Below are 16,040 nucleotides of genomic sequence, written 5' to 3'. Positions count from 1 at the left end.
TCGTCCGGACTTTGCGATCCCCGCGAAAGCTGGGATTTCTTTTGGCGCCTGCTGGACGGAACCGGCCGCGACAAAACATCGCAATTACCATTGCTTAACCCAGCAGTCCCGCTAATCTCGGTTCCCGGAGGGGGCCCGATGGAGGGCGGGGATTGGACCGGGCGCAAAAGACCCGGCCGGTGCCAGCGCGGGCCCTCGGAGGAAACTTTTCGAGGGACTTCTTATGGATCTGGCACTTTGGCTGATCGTCGCGTGCGGCGGCCTGTCTATCGTCTATGGCATCGTCACCACCCAGGGCCTGCTCAAGGCCGATGCGGGTTCGGCGCGCATGCAGGAAATCTCGGCCGCCGTGCGGGAGGGCGCATCGGCCTATCTCAAGCGGCAATACACCACGATCGCCATTGTCGGGGTGGTCATCCTGATCGCCGCCTTCTTCCTTCTGGGCATCTATGCCGCCATCGGCTTTCTGATCGGCGCGGTGCTCTCGGGCGCAGCCGGCTTCATCGGCATGAATGTGTCGGTGCGCGCCAATGTGCGTGTCGCTCAGGCCGCCGTGGGCTCGCTCAGCAAGGGGCTCGATCTCGCCTTCAAGTCCGGCGCGGTCACCGGCATGCTGGTGGCGGGGCTCGGGCTCCTCGGCATCACGCTCTATTTCATCATCCTCACCAGCATCGGTTTCGAGCCGACCAGCCGCACCGTGATCGATGCACTGGTGGCCCTCAGCTTCGGCGCCTCGCTGATCTCGATCTTCGCGCGTCTGGGGGGCGGCATTTTCACCAAGGGTGCCGACGTGGGCGGCGACATGGTGGGCAAGGTCGAGGCCGGCATCCCGGAAGACGATCCGCGCAACCCCGCAACCATTGCCGACAATGTGGGCGACAATGTCGGCGACTGCGCCGGCATGGCCGCCGACCTCTTTGAAACCTATGTGGTGACCATCGTCGCCACCATGGTGCTGGCCGCCATCATCCTGCCCGACCAATTCAAGCTCATCGGCATGGTATTGCCCCTGGCCATTGGCGGCGCCTGCGTCGTCACCTCGATCATCGGCACCTATTTCGTCAAGCTCGGAAGCGACAACAACATCATGGGCGCACTCTACAAGGGCGTCATCGCCTCGGGCGTGCTGTCGTTGATCGCGCTCCTGCCGGTGCTGTGGCTGATGTTCGGCGACATGAATGTCGCCATCGAAACCGAATCCAAGGTGTTCACCCCGTGGAGCCTCTTCTGGTGCGGCGTCACGGGCCTCGTCATCACCGGGCTCATCATCGTCATCACTGAATACTATACCGGCACCAACCGCCGCCCGGTGAACTCGATCGCCGAAGCCTCGGTCACCGGCCATGGCACCAATGTCATCCAGGGCCTCGCCGTGTCGCTGGAATCGACCGCCCTGCCGGCTTTGGTGATCATTGCCGGCATCATCGTGACCTATAGCCTTGCCGGTCTCTTCGGTATCGCCTTCGCCGTCGCGACCATGCTGGCTCTGGCCGGCATCATCGTGGCGCTGGACGCCTTCGGCCCGGTCACCGACAATGCCGGCGGCATTGCGGAAATGGCGGGCCTCGACAAGGAAGTGCGTCACAATACCGACGCGCTCGACGCGGTGGGCAACACCACCAAGGCCGTTACCAAGGGCTATGCCATCGGTTCGGCCGGCCTCGGTGCCCTGGTGCTCTTCGCGGCCTATACCGAGGATCTGAAGCACTACTTCACCGACCTCACCGTCAGCTTCGACCTCGCCAATCCTTACGTGGTGGTGGGCCTCCTCTTTGGTGGTCTCCTGCCCTTCCTCTTTGGCGGCATGTCGATGACCGCCGTCGGGCGCGCGGCCCAGGCCGTGGTGGTGGAAGTGCGCCGCCAGTTCAAGGAAAAGCCGGGCATCATGGCCGGCACCGACAAGCCCGACTATGGCCGCGCCGTCGACATGCTCACCAAGGCGGCGATCAAGGAAATGATCGTGCCGTCGCTGCTGCCGGTGCTGAGCCCCATCGTGGTCTACTTCGCCATTCTCTGGATTGCCGGCCAGGCCAATGCCTTCTCGGCCCTCGGCGCCATGCTCATGGGCGTCATCGTCACCGGCCTCTTCGTCGCCATTTCGATGACGGCGGGCGGCGGTGCCTGGGACAATGCCAAGAAGTCGTTTGAAGATGGCTTTACCGACAGCCACGGCGTCACCCACTACAAGGGCGGCGACGCGCACAAGGCCTCGGTGACCGGCGACACCGTCGGCGATCCCTACAAGGACACGGCTGGCCCCGCCGTCAATCCGATGATCAAGATCACCAATATCGTGGCCCTGCTGCTGCTCGCGGTACTGGCGAACCTGGGCATGTAGGGCGATATATCCACAACCATCGTCACCACCCGGCTCGACCAGGTGGTCCATGGGTCAGCTCACTGGATTGCCCGGTCTAGCCGGGCAATGACGAAGGGGAGGGGATCCAGATAGACAAGAGGCCCGGGGGAAACTCCGGGCCTTTTCATGTTCTCGAAGAAAAAACGTCGAACCCGTCGCGGCCGCCTCGTCGCCTTCACGAACGGGCGGCAATGATGTGGCCCGCACTCAGAGGGACAAACTAAATGCGTAAAGTGACAGCGGGCCTTTTCCACTCCGTCGATGGCGTCGTCGAGGCGCCGGATCAGTTCCAGTTCGACAGCTTCGACGACGAGCTCGGGGCCCTGCTCGGTGGCGTCATGGGCGAGGTCGATACCGTGCTCCTGGGTCGCGTCGGCTGGTCGGAATGGGCCGGCTACTGGCCCACGGCCGAACATGACCAGGATTTTGGCGCCTTCATCAATGGCGTGCCCAAATATGTCGCCTCCAATACGCTCAAGCCCGGCGACATGGCGCAGTGGCAGAATTCCAAGCTGATCGAGGGCGATGTGCTCGATTTCGTCCGCAATCTCAAGGCGCAGACGGGCGGCGAGATCGCCGTCATGGGCGGGATTTCGCTGGTGCGCCAGCTCATCTTCGCCGGCCTGATGGATGAGCTGTCGCTCATCACCCATCCTGTCGTCGCTGGCAGGGGGCGGCACCTGTTCGAGCAGGGCGATCCGACCACGCGCCTTGAACTCGTCCGCTGCGACGTGACCTCCAAGGGCAATGTGGTGCAGGTCTATCGCAAAAAGGCGGAGTAGGGACTTCGCCCGCCCCTCCTTGGAAGCCGTGATACCTTCACTGCGTCATCCCCGCGAAAGCGGGGACCTCCGTTGCCGTCGCAAACAGGGGTTCCCGCCATCGCGGGAATGATACGGTGGTGGGTCGCGTCCCGTCGGGCGAAGAAATCGACGGGCCCCTGTCGAAACGGCGCACCGCGACATTGTGCTGTAACCGCTCAAGGAGCCGACATGACCAAGCCGATTTCCGTCCAGGGCACATATGCCTGCATCCAACTCGCCGATTTCGATGCCGGCCTGGCCTTCTACGAAAAATTCATGGGCCGCGCGCCCGACGACCAGCCGTTTCCGGGCATGGCCCAGTGGCGCAACATGAACGGCGCCGGGCTCCAGCTCTGGGACGACGCCAGCCATGCAGGCCACGGACGCACCACCATCGTCGTGCCGGTCATGGCCAATGAACGCAGCCGCCTCGAAGCGGCCGGTCTCGCCCTTGGGCCCGACAACAAGGGCGACTGGGGCATTGTTGCCCAGCTCACCGATCCTGAGGGCAACGAAATTACCGTCGCCGAACCGCCGAAGAATTTTCCGGGTAACTGAGTTCTGGCCCCTTCCGGCCACCAGTCTGTGGCCACCCCCACCCGGCCTCCCCCTGAAACAGGGGGAGGAGCAGGTCGGCATTTCCCCGCGGCTCCCCCGACAAACTCGATATGTCCCTCCCCCTGTTACAGGGGGAGGTTAGGTGGGGGTCGCTTCCGCGATCTCCCCCAACCGCCTGATCACCCGCTCCCGCTCCAGCGTCAGCCCCTTGTAGTCGAGCTGTTCCGGCGTCAGGGCGGCGATCTGCTCCGCCAGGGACAGGGCGATGTTTGCGCCGTCCACATGCGTTTCCAGCCGCTCGATCGGGTCCACGGAAATGCGGATCGTAAAGGCGATTGCCCCGGTTTCCGGTAGTTTCCTGAGCGTCTGTCGCTCGACCCGCAAGAACACCGGATCGGCGCGTTCGCCACTGCCGAAACGGGGCTGGTCAGGCCCGGAGACATCCGGGTGAAACAACCGGTCATCGCCATAAAGCGAGAAATTCCAGCGGATCATCGGCGTTTCGGGCCGCATGGCGTCGAACATGCGGGCCATGATTTCCGCCTGCCGCGTTCCCGGACCAAAGCCAGGAACCGGTTGATGAATGTCGGCCAGCACCTGTCCCAACTTCTCGGCCAGCACCCAGGACGAGGGAAAGCAGAGGCACCCGGCAGTGAGGCGCCAGCCGTCGCCGTGGCGTTGGAGGATCAACAGATCGTCCTGTACCCGTTTTGATACCGCGACCAGCGGGCTGCCATGCTCCCCCGGCGTTTCCGGCTCATTATGGCGCCATAATTCGGGATGTCGGCTCCGCATGTGTTCGGTGACCAGCCCAAGCAGCTCGCCTTGCGCCGCCCTGCTTTCCGGAAGTTCGGCGAACACTTCCTCCGGCCTTCCCGCCAGGAGGCGCAGCTTCTCCTCGATTTGTGCGGCCCGGCAGGCGTCCGGCTCCAGCCAGTGTGCAGGGTCGAGCGGCCTGGTGCCGATCCTGAACAGGGGGGATGATCCATCATAGGGCGTGGGCAGGCTCATGGGGCGGCGCCGTCCCGCGCCAGGAGCGTGCCGACGATGCGCTTGATGAGGCCGAAATATTGATCGCGCTCGGCCGGCGTCAGGTCGGCCAGGGCGGCCTGGTTGATGGTTTCGGCGGCCGCTTCCACCAGGGGCAGCTTTTCGCGGGCCTTGGCCGTCAGTGCCACCAGTTGCGAGCGCCCGTCCTCCGGATTGGGCCGGCGGCTCACCAGGCCATCGCGCTCCATGCGATTAAGCGTTGCGGTCATGGTTGCCTGTTCGACGCCCGCCCGCTCGGCGATCAGCTTCTGGCTCGCCTCGCCCGCTTCGAGCGCCAGCAAGACCGGCATATGCGCCGGCATGAGGCCGATGCGGGCCAGATGCCGCTCCAGTTCGCGCACCAGGAGGCGCCCGGCCCAGTTGGTGAGATAGCCCACGGAGGTATCGCGATTGAGTGCCATTTACATAGTATGCTCAGTACTTATATAGTGTGCTAAGTATATCCTTATCTGACCGGGCAGCAAGGAGATTGGTCATGCCGCTCAAGAGTACGCCGCGTCGCTATGGCGCCATAGCAGCCACCATTCACTGGCTTTCTGCCCTGGCGGTCATCCTGATGCTGATATCCGGCATGGTCATGGGCAATGAAGACGATCTCGTCCCCGCCATCCTGCCCATTCATGTCAGCCTGGGCATCGTCGTCGGCGTACTGACCCTGTTCCGAATTGCATGGTGGGTGTTCTTCGACCGCCACCCCGAACCGGTTGCAGGCATGAGCCGGGCCCAGGAATGGGCAGCGCGCCTGGTGCATCTTGGACTCTATGGCGCCATAGTGATCATGGTGGCGTCCGGCGTGGGCATGGTGGCCCTGACCGGGGCGGCGCCAGCCATCTTTGCCGGCGGACCGCTGCCCGAATTCGACGAGGTGCCGCCCTATCTCATGCATGGCATCATGAGCCGCATCCTCATTGCGCTGGTCCTCGGCCATATCGGCGCGGCGCTGTTTCATCAGTTCATCAGGCGGGATGGATTGATCGGTCGGATGCGGGTGGGGGGATAAGCGCAAATTGCGGGGATAGTGTCTGACACCCCCACCCTTGATCCCTCCCCACAAGGGGGAGGGAGACGATGAGCACCGGCGACCGAGGCTTGCTCCTCCCTCCCCTTGATGGGGAGGGAATGAGGGTGGGGTGATCCTTGCGCCAAGTTTAAGCCAATCTACTCCACCCGCATGGCCGGCATGTGTTGGCCGTTCTGGAACAGGGTGAGGCTGCGGGCCTGGCCGTCCACCACGTCGAACGTCACCTGGGCCTCGACTGCCCGGTAGAAAAACGCCGTCTCGCTTTCGGGAAAAATCTCCAGGGCCGGTTGGTCGGTCAGTTGCGCAAAGAGCTTTCCGTCCTCGGTGGTGACCGTCATCACCACACCCGGCGCCAGGAGGTAATCGCCGGCATAGCCATCAAGGATCGCAGGATCGATCTCCACTGCCTCGCGTGGCTTGGGCTGTTCGCGCAGCGGCAGCGAAGGGTCGAGCAGATGCATGCCGATATCGTTGATGCCCTGTTCGGTCGACATGTTGGACAACACCACGACGCCATTGCCCGACATGCGCTCGAAACCGGCAAAGCTCGAAAAGCCGCCAGTGCGGCCATTGTGCCAGACGATTTCGCCCGAGCCGGTCGGGGTGATGAACCAGCCAAGCCCGATCGAGCCGCTATCGCCAATCGGTCTCGTCCGTTCCAGCATGGCGTCGAAGGCGGGCTTGAACTCGGTTTCCGTGGCGCCGCTGGCCGCCGCGATGAATTTGATCAGGTCCGCCGCGGTGGTGATCAGCGCGCCAGCCGGCGCCACGGCATCGAAATCCCAATAGTTTGCAACGGCCCCTGCGGGGTCGTGGCCGATAGCCATGCCTTCGGGCAATTCGGCGCCGAGCGCCAGGCGCGAACTCTCCATGGCCAGGGGAAACAGCACGCGTTGCTCAACCGTCTTGGCATAGGGCTCGTTGGTCACGCCCTCGATGATTTCGCCGAGTAGGGCGACGCCGACATTGGAATATTCAAAGCCCTCGCCCACAGGGCGCGCCAGTTCCTGTTCGCCGAGCCAGGCCAGGAGCTGGGTATCGGTATAGCCCGAATAGGGATTGTCGAGGCCACGCGCGGTGATCTCCGGGGGCAGGCCGGTCAGCCCGGACATGTGGGTCGCCAGATCAAAGGCGGTGATCGGCGTATCGGATGCCGGCACAACCGTGCCCTCGGGCAGATAGTCGGTGATCGGCGCATCGAGGTCGATTTCGCCATCCAATGCCAGTTGTGCCAGGACGAGGCTGGTAAAGACCTTGGTGATGGATCCGGCCTCGAAGGGCGTGAATTCGTTGACCGGTGCGGGGTCGTCGCGCCCCAGCGTGCCATGTGAGACGAAGCGGGTTTCACCGTTTTCGATCACCGCGACGGCAATGCCGACATTGGCCCCGTCGCGGTCAATCCGATCGGCCAGGATCTTCGAGATTTCGCCATTGGTAGGCATGGCCGCCTCCTGCGCCAGGGCGGTCGAGGCGAGCAGGGCGAAAGTCGCGGCGGCGAGGGCAGGCTTCATGAAAAAAAGTCTCCGGCGTCAGCTCAATGGGAGCACAACGCCGGAAATCGGGATTGGATCGCTTACTTGGCCGACTTGGCCATTTCGATGGAATCGAGAATGACCTTGCGGGCATCGGCCAGGTTGCCGATCCGGTCGATCTTGGCCCACTTGCCGGGCTCGAGATCCTTGTAGTGGGTGAAGAAGTGCTTCACGCGCTCGAGCTGGATTTCCGGGAAATCCTGGATGTCCTGGATATTGTCATACATGCGGGTGAGCTTGGAGACCGGCACGGCGATGATCTTCTCGTCCTGGCCGCCATCGTCTTCCATGAACAGGACGCCAACCGGGCGCGAGCGCACCACGGCGCCGGGCACCAGCGGGCGGGAATTCATGACGATGACGTCGAGCGGGTCGCCGTCACCGCAGAGGGTATGAGGCACGAAGCCGTAATTGCCCGGGTAGCGCATCGGCGTATAGAGGAAGCGGTCGACGAACAGCGCGCCCGATTCCTTGTCGATTTCGTACTTGATGGGCTCGCCACCAAGCGGCACTTCGATGATGACGTTGAGGTCGTCGGGCGGGTTCTTGCCGGTCGGGATCGCGTCGATATTCATTTTCACAACTGCCGTGAGGAGGGGAGGGTTGTCGCGGGCCGTTCTGCCCACAAACCCCTCCAAAGGCAAGGCCAAACGCAGACCCGCGCTGCCGCTATTTGACCACCAGCACGGGCAGGGTCGAGCGCGCCAGCACCTCGGCGACCTGGCTGCCGAGCAGCAGGCGGTTGAGCCCGCGCCGTCCATGCGAGCCCATGACGATCAGGTCCACTCCCCGCTCCGTCGCGGTTTCGAGAATCGCGTCGGCCGGGCGATGGCGGGGCAGGTGCAGGGTCTCGGGCGTGATGCCGGCCTCCTGGGCGCGGTGCCGGGCCTTGGCCAAGAGGTCCGCCGCTTCGCTGGCATAGGCCTCTTCGAGCCGCGCCACGATGGGGCCGGCATCGATGGTGCCGAAGCCGCCCGAGCCGATGCCGGTGGCGACCGGATCGGTGGCGGTCAGAATGGTGAGGCTGGCGCCGTTAAGGCGGGCCAGTTCGAGGGCAGCGTCGAGCGCCTTGCTGGCCTGCTCGGATCCGTCACTGGCAACGAGGATGGTCTTGAACATCGGTCCGGTCTCCTTGTGTCGATCAATCTGGCATGGTCATCATGGCGGCATATTGATCTGAATCATCCTTTTCCGATGCCAGCGTAACGCGAGGAGAACGAAGGTCATGTCCAGGGTTAACAGTCTGCTAACAAATTGCCTGCTGATGCTGGTCCTCGGAACAGGTTCGGCCGCTGCCCAGTCGGGCTTTGTCAGCGCCTATACCGACCTCAATCTCGACAGCGATTGCCTGGTGCTCGAGGCCGACGACTTCGGCGTTTCCTGGTCCTGCCCGGGTTACAAGGGCTTTCCGCTCAAGGTGGAGGAAGGGGACCTCCGGTTTTCATTGAGCTATGGCTTCGATGCGGACGAAAACAGCGTGGGATTTCAAACCCTTCCGCCCTTCAACCGGCTGGGCGAAAAGCTCGAATGGCGTCTGTCCAATGCCTCGGGAAGGTGGTTTCCGATAGCCACGATCGTGCGTTACCACACCGCCCATTCCGAGACGGGCGAAGATTTCGGTCAGGTTCTGGTGGTCAGCCAGATCGCGGAGGGCAATAGCTGCCACATCGCCTATGTGGATGCGCGCGCCAATGCCAACGCCAATGTGCTGGCGCAGCAAGCCGCTGATAAGGCTGGCGATTTCGACTGTCTGACCGATGAAGTCGAAATCATCGGCAAGTTCGAGGCGTACTAGTCCTCGGTGGTGCGCCCGCGGACCTGGTTGCGCAGGATAGTACGGTCGCGGCTCGAAACGCCGATCAGTTCGGCAATGCGCCAGACCATATTGTCCTCGAGCTCGTGATTCTTGCGGTCGGCAAAGACCACGGTCCACATCATGCGGATGATCTCGATGCGGTCGCCCATGTCGAGCTGGGTCAAGCCACTGGTGAACTTATAGAAATCCACCGCTTCGGCATCGTGACGGGCGGCCTCGCGCACCAGTTTGTCGACCGCGGCTTCGTCGAGGTCGTAATAGTCCATCAGGGCGCCGCGAATGGCCTTGCGCTCGTCCTCCTGCATGGAGCCGTCGACGGCCGCCAAATGCACCAGGAGGGCCGCCACGGCCAGCTTAGGGTCGTGCAGGTCGGCCGGCGCCTCGGGCTTTCCGAACAGGCGGGTCAAGGCCTCGAACATGGCAAAAGCCTCCGTCGGGGTCGAGTGAAAGGGCTGCTGCGAGCCGGTCGGCAAGCAGGAGCAGACTTAGTGATAAGCGGCGGTTTCTCAATGGGTTTTCTCCCCTACTCGCGCGCTCTTGAACGGGGTTGATGCAGGCCGGACACAGTAGGACCGCGCAAAAGGGACTCGACTCTTCTCGGATTCGGAGTCTAAATGTTCTCTCTTTGTTCACATAGCCGGTTGCCCTATGCACCCCCCGGACCAACAACAGCGCCTTGCCGCGCTGCGGGACATCATTGCCGATATCGAGCGCAAACCGGCCTTGGCCGAGGTGCGGTCGCGCGTGGAGTCCGAACAGCAGGGTGCTTTGGTTTTTCCCGCACTGCCGGCGGGACTGGTGCAGGAAATTTTTGCCGATGCGAGCCGCGATGGGGGGCTGGGCATGGGTTTTGCGCTGGCGCAGGCCAAGGCCCTTCTGACAGAGCAGCGGCCCAGCGTGTTCTATCTCCAGCTGGCATCCGATGCCCAGACTTTCGGCATGCCCTATGGCCCAGGCCTGGCGTCTTTCGGCCTTCATCCCAGTGCCATGGTGATCGTGCGGACAGCCGACATGATGGAATTTCTCTGGGCCGTCGAAGAGGTCATTTCCTGCAGTGCGGTGGCCGCCGTGGTGGCCGATATTCGTGGCACACCGAAATTGCTCAACTTCACCGCCAGCCGACGGCTCAGTCTGAGGGCCAGCGCCCATCACGTGTCGCTGTTTCTCCTGCGCTATGGGGCGAGTGCGCAGAGCAGCGCCAGTCATCTGCGGTGGAGGGTTTTGCCGCATCGCAGCGGACGAAACCCCTATGACATCAGGGCTCCCGGTGCTCCGCGCTGGCGTCTGAAGCTCGAGAAAGGCCGGGTCGCCGGACAGCGTAACGAGTGGTTTTTGGAATGGACCGACAATGGGCTTGCAGTCTTTACATCACCGTCCGCCGGAAGCCATGCGCCTCGCGCCCCGGCGCCGCTTTCTGGCTTTGTACCTGCCCTATTGGGCGACGGATTTTCTCAAGCGGGCTGATCCAACGCTCAAGGACGTGCCGCTGGTTCTTTACGAGCGGATAAAGGGCGGGTTGCGCCTGGCTGCCATCGAGCCGCAGCTGATGAAGGAGGGGTTGCGCATTGGCCAGAATCTGGCCGATGCGCGGGCCATCTGGCCAAATCTGACAGTATTGGAAATCGATCGCGCCGGACTGACTGCGGCATTCGAAAGTTTTGCCGACTGGCATTCCAATGCCAGCCCTCTGGTCTCGATCCTCTCAGATAGCGCTCCGTTTGGCGACTTGGTGCTCGATATTACCGGGGTCAGCCACCTGTTTGGCGGCGAGAGGCAGATGCTGCGCATGGTCCTGTCGCGCCTGCGCGATCTTGGCTATGCGGTCTCGGGAGCGGTTGCGCCTACGATCGGCGCGGCCTGGGCAGTCAGCCACTTTGCCCGTAGCCAGGTGGTCGAAGATGCCGATCTTGCCGCCGTGCTCGATGCCTTGCCGGTGGCGGCCTTGCGCCTGCCCGAGACGCAGGTGTCCACCTTCTTGCAGATGGGGCTCAATACGATTGGGCAGGTGCGGCATCGCTCGCGCAAGCAACTCAAGGCGCGCTTCGGATCTGCCCTCCTCCGCATCGACCAGGCTTTTGGCGATATCGAAGAGCGAATGGCGCCTCGCCTTCCGGCTGTCGAGCATCACGTGGAAAAGCGCCTTGCCGAGCCGATCAGTCTCCTGGATGACGTCTTGATGCTGACCCGTGATCTGGCTGTGCAACTGAGTTCGCTCCTTGAAGCACAAGGCCTCGGGGCGCAGACCTTCCATCTCTTCCTTTACCGGGTCGACCACAAGGTCATGACCCTGTCGCTCAACGCCGCCCGGGTGACACGCAACCCTCACCATATCAGCGATCTCTTCCGGCATCGGGCACAACGGCTGGAAGAGGAAAATTATGATCCCGGCTTCGGCATCGACATGGTGCGGCTGGCGGCCAGTAGCGTCGAAGGGCTCGAAGCGGTCCAGACCGGTGCTTTTTCGGTCGACAATGGCCTTGAAGACATCGATCGGCTCAATGACCGTCTTTCGAGCCGGCTGGGATCAACGGCGGTTCTGCAGACCGAACTTATCGCCAGCCACCTGCCCGAACGGGCCGCACGGCTGGTGCCGGCCCTCGTCAATGCCACCGTCCAACCGATTGCGGCGCCGAGGCTTAATCGCCCCTTGCGACTTTTGCCCATGCCGGAACGGGTTGGGATTACGGCACAGGTGCCTGATGGGCTGCCGGCGCTGATGGTCTGGCGACGTGAAACCTATAGACTGGTCAAGGGGCAGGGGCCCGAGCGGCTGGGCGGCGAATGGTGGCGACATGCCGTGCGGCTCAAGCTGGTCGAGCCGCCTGAACCGAAAAAACCTGAACCAGGCGAGCCCCCCAAGCCGCCGCCCTATATTCCTGACCTGCCGCTTCTCGATCCACGAACTGCAACGCGGGACTATTTCGTGGTCGAAGACCAGGAGGGCCGCCGTTTCTGGGTCTTCCGGCAAGGCCTTTATGGCGCCGGGCAGGAAATAAGGTGGTTCCTGCATGGGATTTTCCCATGAGCATGGACTTGCTTGACGAGACCGATGCGCCGCCGCCGATCCGGCTTGAGGCGCCGTTCTATGCCGAGTTCATCACCACCAGCAATTTCTCGTTTCTTCGGGGTGCCTCACATCCCGAAGAGCTGGTTGCCCATGCCATGGCCATGGGCATGACCGGGCTTGGTCTCTGTGATCGCAACAGTTTTGCCGGCGTGGTCAGAGCTTATGTGGCGGTGCGTGAAAACAAGAAGAGAAGTCCGGACTTCCGCTACTATGTCGGCGTCCGGTTGGTCTTTGCCGACGGCACGCCCGATATCATCGCCTATCCCACGGATCGGGTTTCCTATGGTCGGCTTTGCAAGCTGCTGACTGTCGCCAATAAACGCGGCGAAAAGGGCAGTCCATATTTATTGTTCGATGATCTTTTCGCTTCCAACACGCCGACCTCAGACGATGAGCAGGGACCGATCGAGGACTTTTCGCAAGGCCAGCTCTTTATTCTGATGCCTGACGAGCAAGACTGGGGACTCACTGAAAAGACATTGGACCGGCTTAGCCGCCAGGCTCCTGGACGTGTTTGGATCGCCGGCGTGCCGCGTTTTGATGGACAGGACCGCGCGCGGCTCAATCGGATTGATGCGTTGTCCAAGCGTCATGGCGCCCGGATGATCGCCAGCAATGACGTCCATTACCACCGCGCCGACCGCAGCATCGTGCTCGATGTGGTCACCTGCATTCGCGAGCATGTGACCCTGGAAGAAGCCGGCTTTTTGCTTAGCGCCAATGCCGAAAGGCATCTCAAGTTTCCCGATGAAATGGCCCGGCTTTTCGCAGAACATCCCGATGCGATTGCACAAACCCAGGCCTTTGCCGGGCGCATCAGTTTTGGCCTCGAGCAGCTCGAATACAATTACCCCGAGGAGACCATCGGCGACGGCGAGACCGCGCAGCAGACGCTGGAACGGCTGACATGGGAGGGGGCGGCACGCCGCTTTCCCGAGGGCCTTCACGACGACATCAAACGCAGCATCTGGTCCGAGCTTTGCCTCATCGCCTACAAGGGCTACGCCGCCTACTTTCTGACGGTCCATGACATCGTCAAGTTCGCGCGCGAAGAGCGGGGCATCCTCTGCCAGGGCCGCGGCTCGGCAGCCAACTCCACGGTGTGTTTCTGTCTTGAAATCACCTCGGTCGATCCGCGCAAGGCAACGCTGGTCTTTGGCCGCTTCATCTCCACCGAACGCGACGAACCGCCCGATATCGATGTCGATTTCGAGCATGAGCGGCGCGAGGAGGTGATGCAGTATGTCTACAAGAAGTATGGTGGCCGGCGGACGGGTCTGACGGCCAATGTCATTTCCTACCGCTCCAAGAGTGCCATTCGCGAAACGGCCAAGGTGTTCGGCGTTTCCGACGACACGATCGCTGCTTTCAATCAGCTTCACTGGGGCTGGGGCAGCAAGCTCGACCTGCGCGACCTGGCCAATCTCGGGCTCAATCCCGATGATCCGGTCATGGCGCAGATGTTCGAGGTAGTGAAGGTCTTGCGGGGTTTTCCGCGCCATCTCAGCCAGCATGTCGGTGGCTTTGTCATCACCCGCGACAGTCTTGAAAGCCTGGTGCCGATCAGCAAGTCGGCGATGGACAGCCGTACCATCATCGAATGGAACAAAGACGATATCGACGCGCTCAAGATCCTCAAGGTCGATATCCTGGCCTTGGGAATGCTCACCTGTCTCAGGCGTGGTTTCGAGCTCATGGAAAGCCATTACCAGCGGCCAATCAAGCTGGCGGAGCTGCAAACCGAGGAGTTCGATTATCCGGAGCGCGCCAAGCCTGTCTATGAAATGACCCATCGCGCCGACACGATCGGCGTGTTCCAGATCGAGAGCCGGGCGCAGATGACCATGCTGCCGCGCCTCAAGCCCAAGGAATTCTACGACCTCGTCATCGAGGTGGCGATCGTCAGGCCCGGACCGATCCAGGGTGGCATGGTTCATCCCTATCTCAAGCGCCGTGACGGCACGGAGCCCTGGGAGGCAAAGCCCAACGATCCGCTCGACCAGGTTCTCAAGAAAACCCTTGGTATTCCCTTGTTCCAGGAACAGGCCATGCAAATGGCCATTGTCGGTGCGGGTTTTACGCCAGGCGAGGCTGACCAGTTGCGACGCGCCATGGCCTCTTGGCGGCGCACGGGCAAAATCAACATCTTCAAGGAACGCTTCATTGCCGGCATGATCGGCAATCCCGAGCGCAACTACACTCGCGAGTTCGCCGAGCGCTGCTTTTCGCAAATCGAAGGCTTTGCCGAATATGGCTTTCCCGAAAGCCATGCGGCTAGTTTTGCTCTTCTGGTCTACGCCTCGTGCTGGCTCAAATGTCATTACCCCGATGTGTTTTTGTGTGCGCTGCTCAATTCCCAGCCGATGGGTTTTTATGCACCCAGCCAGTTGGTGCGCGATGCGACTGAACATGGCGTCGAGGTCCTGCCCGCCAGCGTCAATACGTCCATGCTGGAATCGACGCTTGAGCGGAAAAAGCGCAACCTTGCCGATCATGTCTGGCCCAGGCATCGAGCTATGATCGACCAGATACGGACCGAGCACGCCGTTCGATTGGGATTGGGGCGAGTGGAAGGTTTGGCTGACAAGGATGTCGAGCGCATCGTGGCGGCCCGTGGCGATGGTTATGCATCGGTGCGCGAAGTCTGGTTGCGGACTGGCATCCCTGTCGCAAGCCTCGAAAAGCTGGCGCGGGCTGATGCGTTTTCCTGTTTTGGGCTCAACCGGCGCGAGGCGCTCTGGACGGTCAAGGGATTGGTCGGGACGCATGGTGCCGAAACGCTGCCGCTGTTTTCCTCTGCGGGCCCTCCCGTGGATTTACAGGCAGAAGAACCGGCAGGATTACCCCTGATGTCGCCGGGAGAAGAGGTGGTGCACGATTATTCCACTCTGTCGCTCTCGCTCAAGGGCCACCCCGTGCAGTTCCTGCGACCCGTGCTGATGGCGCGTGGCACCACGCGGGCCGAAAACCTCGCAAGCATTCCCTCTGATATCAGAGTAGAAGTCGCAGGCCTTGTTCTTGTGCGTCAGCGTCCGGGGACTGCCAGTGGCGTGATCTTTGTTACGCTGGAAGACGAGACGGGTGTCGCCAATATCGTAGTGTGGCCAAAGCTGTTCGAGGACGACCGGTTGCGCAAGATCATTCTTTCAAGCCGTATGCTGGCCGTCCGCGGCAAGGTGCAATCCGGACATGGCGTCATCCATGTCATTGCAGAGAATTTCGAGGATTTGACGCCGCAGCTTCTCGATCTCTCTCACGGCAAGGACTATGGCGACCGTATTCTCGCCAGAGCTGACGAGGGAAAAACCGGCCCGCCGGGTAGCCAGAGCCGGGATCGGAATGCGGTGCGCGAAATCGAAATGGCGCGCCGCCGGGCCTATTCGGCCATGCCCAAGGGACGCAATTTTCACTGACGGCCGGAGATCGGATCAGGCAAGAAGCTTGTCGATTGCGGTGGCGAGGGACACGTCCTTGTCGCTGAGGCCGCCGGCGTCGTGGGTGGTCAGGGTAATGGTGACCTTGTTGTAGGTATTTGACCATTCGGGGTGATGGCCGGCCTTTTCTGCCAGAAGCGCCACGCGCGCCATGAAGGCAAAGGCCTCGGAAAAATCCGCGAACTTGAAATCCCGGAAGATCGCGTCGTCCCCGGCCTCGTAGCGCCACTCCACCAGCGAAGCCAGCGCCTTGCCGCGGGCCGCATCCGACAGTTTCTCGACCATGATGGCCTCCGCAATCAGCAATCGGGCAATCAACGTCCCAGCACCGGCTTGGCTCCCTCGGCCCTGTCACGATCACGCCTCGATATTAACCAGCCGTTCAGCCTTCACACCGAAT

15 protein-coding genes are annotated in these 16,040 nt (G+C 62.0%); 8 read left to right on the top strand and 7 right to left on the bottom strand.

All coding sequences use genetic code 11. The features are described 5' to 3' along the window. The first annotated feature begins 223 nt into the window (after positions 1 to 223). The 3 genes from JEQ47_RS17555 (at position 224) to JEQ47_RS17545 (ending at position 3,720) form a co-directional block, all read left to right on the top strand. Complete coding sequence (locus JEQ47_RS17555; protein WP_198877714.1) at positions 224 to 2,338, top strand: sodium-translocating pyrophosphatase; 2,115 nt, start codon at positions 224 to 226, stop codon at positions 2,336 to 2,338. A 245-nt stretch (positions 2,339 to 2,583) separates the two neighbouring features. After that, complete coding sequence (locus JEQ47_RS17550) at positions 2,584 to 3,141, top strand: dihydrofolate reductase family protein (RefSeq protein ID WP_198877713.1); 558 nt, start codon at positions 2,584 to 2,586, stop codon at positions 3,139 to 3,141. A 210-nt stretch (positions 3,142 to 3,351) separates the two neighbouring features. Beyond that, positions 3,352 to 3,720 (top strand): VOC family protein, encoded by a 369-nt coding sequence (locus JEQ47_RS17545; protein WP_236020933.1) that lies wholly within the window; start codon positions 3,352 to 3,354, stop codon positions 3,718 to 3,720. 138 nt (positions 3,721 to 3,858) lie between these two features. Here the strand turns inward: JEQ47_RS17545 and JEQ47_RS17540 are convergent, their stop codons facing one another. Then, positions 3,859 to 4,731, bottom strand: coding sequence for a heme-dependent oxidative N-demethylase family protein (locus JEQ47_RS17540; protein WP_198877712.1), 873 nt, complete (start codon positions 4,729 to 4,731; stop codon positions 3,859 to 3,861). After that, complete coding sequence (locus tag JEQ47_RS17535) at positions 4,728 to 5,171, bottom strand: MarR family winged helix-turn-helix transcriptional regulator (RefSeq protein ID WP_198877711.1); 444 nt, start codon at positions 5,169 to 5,171, stop codon at positions 4,728 to 4,730. Before JEQ47_RS17535 ends, JEQ47_RS17540 begins: the two co-directional genes overlap by 4 nt. Before the next feature lie 74 nt (positions 5,172 to 5,245). On the opposite strand from JEQ47_RS17535, the gene JEQ47_RS17530 reads away from it, so the two are divergent. Then, a complete protein-coding gene (locus tag JEQ47_RS17530; RefSeq protein WP_198877710.1) occupies positions 5,246 to 5,770 on the top strand; it encodes a cytochrome b in 525 nt (174 codons plus the stop codon). A gap of 158 nt (positions 5,771 to 5,928) precedes the next feature. On the opposite strand, the gene JEQ47_RS17525 is transcribed toward JEQ47_RS17530, so the two are convergent. The 3 genes from JEQ47_RS17525 to JEQ47_RS17515 all read right to left on the bottom strand — a co-directional run bounded on the left by JEQ47_RS17525 (position 5,929) and on the right by JEQ47_RS17515 (position 8,442). Then, a complete protein-coding gene (locus JEQ47_RS17525) occupies positions 5,929 to 7,302 on the bottom strand; it encodes a serine hydrolase (RefSeq protein WP_198877709.1) in 1,374 nt (457 codons plus the stop codon). 62 nt (positions 7,303 to 7,364) lie between these two features. After that, positions 7,365 to 7,898, bottom strand: a complete 534-nt coding sequence (ppa, locus tag JEQ47_RS17520) for an inorganic diphosphatase (RefSeq protein ID WP_198877708.1) — start codon at positions 7,896 to 7,898, stop codon at positions 7,365 to 7,367. Between the two features lie 94 nt (positions 7,899 to 7,992). Further along, positions 7,993 to 8,442, bottom strand: a complete 450-nt coding sequence (locus JEQ47_RS17515) for a universal stress protein (protein ID WP_198877707.1) — start codon at positions 8,440 to 8,442, stop codon at positions 7,993 to 7,995. A 106-nt stretch (positions 8,443 to 8,548) separates the two neighbouring features. Here JEQ47_RS17515 and JEQ47_RS17510 point away from each other — a divergent pair, with 106 nt between their 5' ends. After that, positions 8,549 to 9,118, top strand: a complete 570-nt coding sequence (locus JEQ47_RS17510) for a hypothetical protein (protein ID WP_198877706.1) — start codon at positions 8,549 to 8,551, stop codon at positions 9,116 to 9,118. Here the strand turns inward: JEQ47_RS17510 and JEQ47_RS17505 are convergent. Beyond that, positions 9,115 to 9,558 carry a tellurite resistance TerB family protein gene (locus JEQ47_RS17505; protein ID WP_198877705.1) on the bottom strand — a complete coding sequence of 148 codons (444 nt, stop codon included), beginning with the start codon at positions 9,556 to 9,558 and terminating at the stop codon, positions 9,115 to 9,117. The genes JEQ47_RS17510 and JEQ47_RS17505 overlap by 4 nt on opposite strands. A 325-nt stretch (positions 9,559 to 9,883) precedes the next feature. On the opposite strand from JEQ47_RS17505, the gene JEQ47_RS17500 reads away from it, so the two are divergent. From JEQ47_RS17500 to JEQ47_RS17490, 3 genes are read left to right on the top strand one after another with little or no spacing between them, the layout of a single operon-like run. Then, positions 9,884 to 10,603: an ImuA family protein gene (locus JEQ47_RS17500; protein WP_198877704.1), complete on the top strand. Its 720-nt coding sequence runs from the start codon at positions 9,884 to 9,886 to the stop codon at positions 10,601 to 10,603. Beyond that, positions 10,527 to 12,164: a Y-family DNA polymerase gene (locus JEQ47_RS17495; protein ID WP_198877703.1), complete on the top strand. Its 1,638-nt coding sequence runs from the start codon at positions 10,527 to 10,529 to the stop codon at positions 12,162 to 12,164. Before JEQ47_RS17500 ends, JEQ47_RS17495 begins: the two co-directional genes overlap by 77 nt. A 2-nt stretch (positions 12,165 to 12,166) precedes the next feature. After that, positions 12,167 to 15,619, top strand: a complete 3,453-nt coding sequence (locus tag JEQ47_RS17490; RefSeq protein ID WP_198877873.1) for an error-prone DNA polymerase — start codon at positions 12,167 to 12,169, stop codon at positions 15,617 to 15,619. Positions 15,620 to 15,634: 15 nt separating this feature from the next. Here the strand turns inward: JEQ47_RS17490 and JEQ47_RS17485 are convergent, their stop codons facing one another. Further along, on the bottom strand, positions 15,635 to 15,925 hold the full coding sequence (locus tag JEQ47_RS17485) for a 4a-hydroxytetrahydrobiopterin dehydratase (protein WP_198877702.1): 291 nt from the start codon (positions 15,923 to 15,925) through the stop codon (positions 15,635 to 15,637). Positions 15,926 to 16,040 lie beyond the last annotated feature (115 nt).

Origin of the sequence: Devosia sediminis (assembly GCF_016411825.1) — a bacterium.
Lineage (GTDB): Bacteria > Pseudomonadota > Alphaproteobacteria > Rhizobiales > Devosiaceae > Devosia > Devosia sediminis.
Note: the sequence above shows the minus strand (reverse complement) of the source record. Positions and strands in the feature narration are given on the sequence as shown.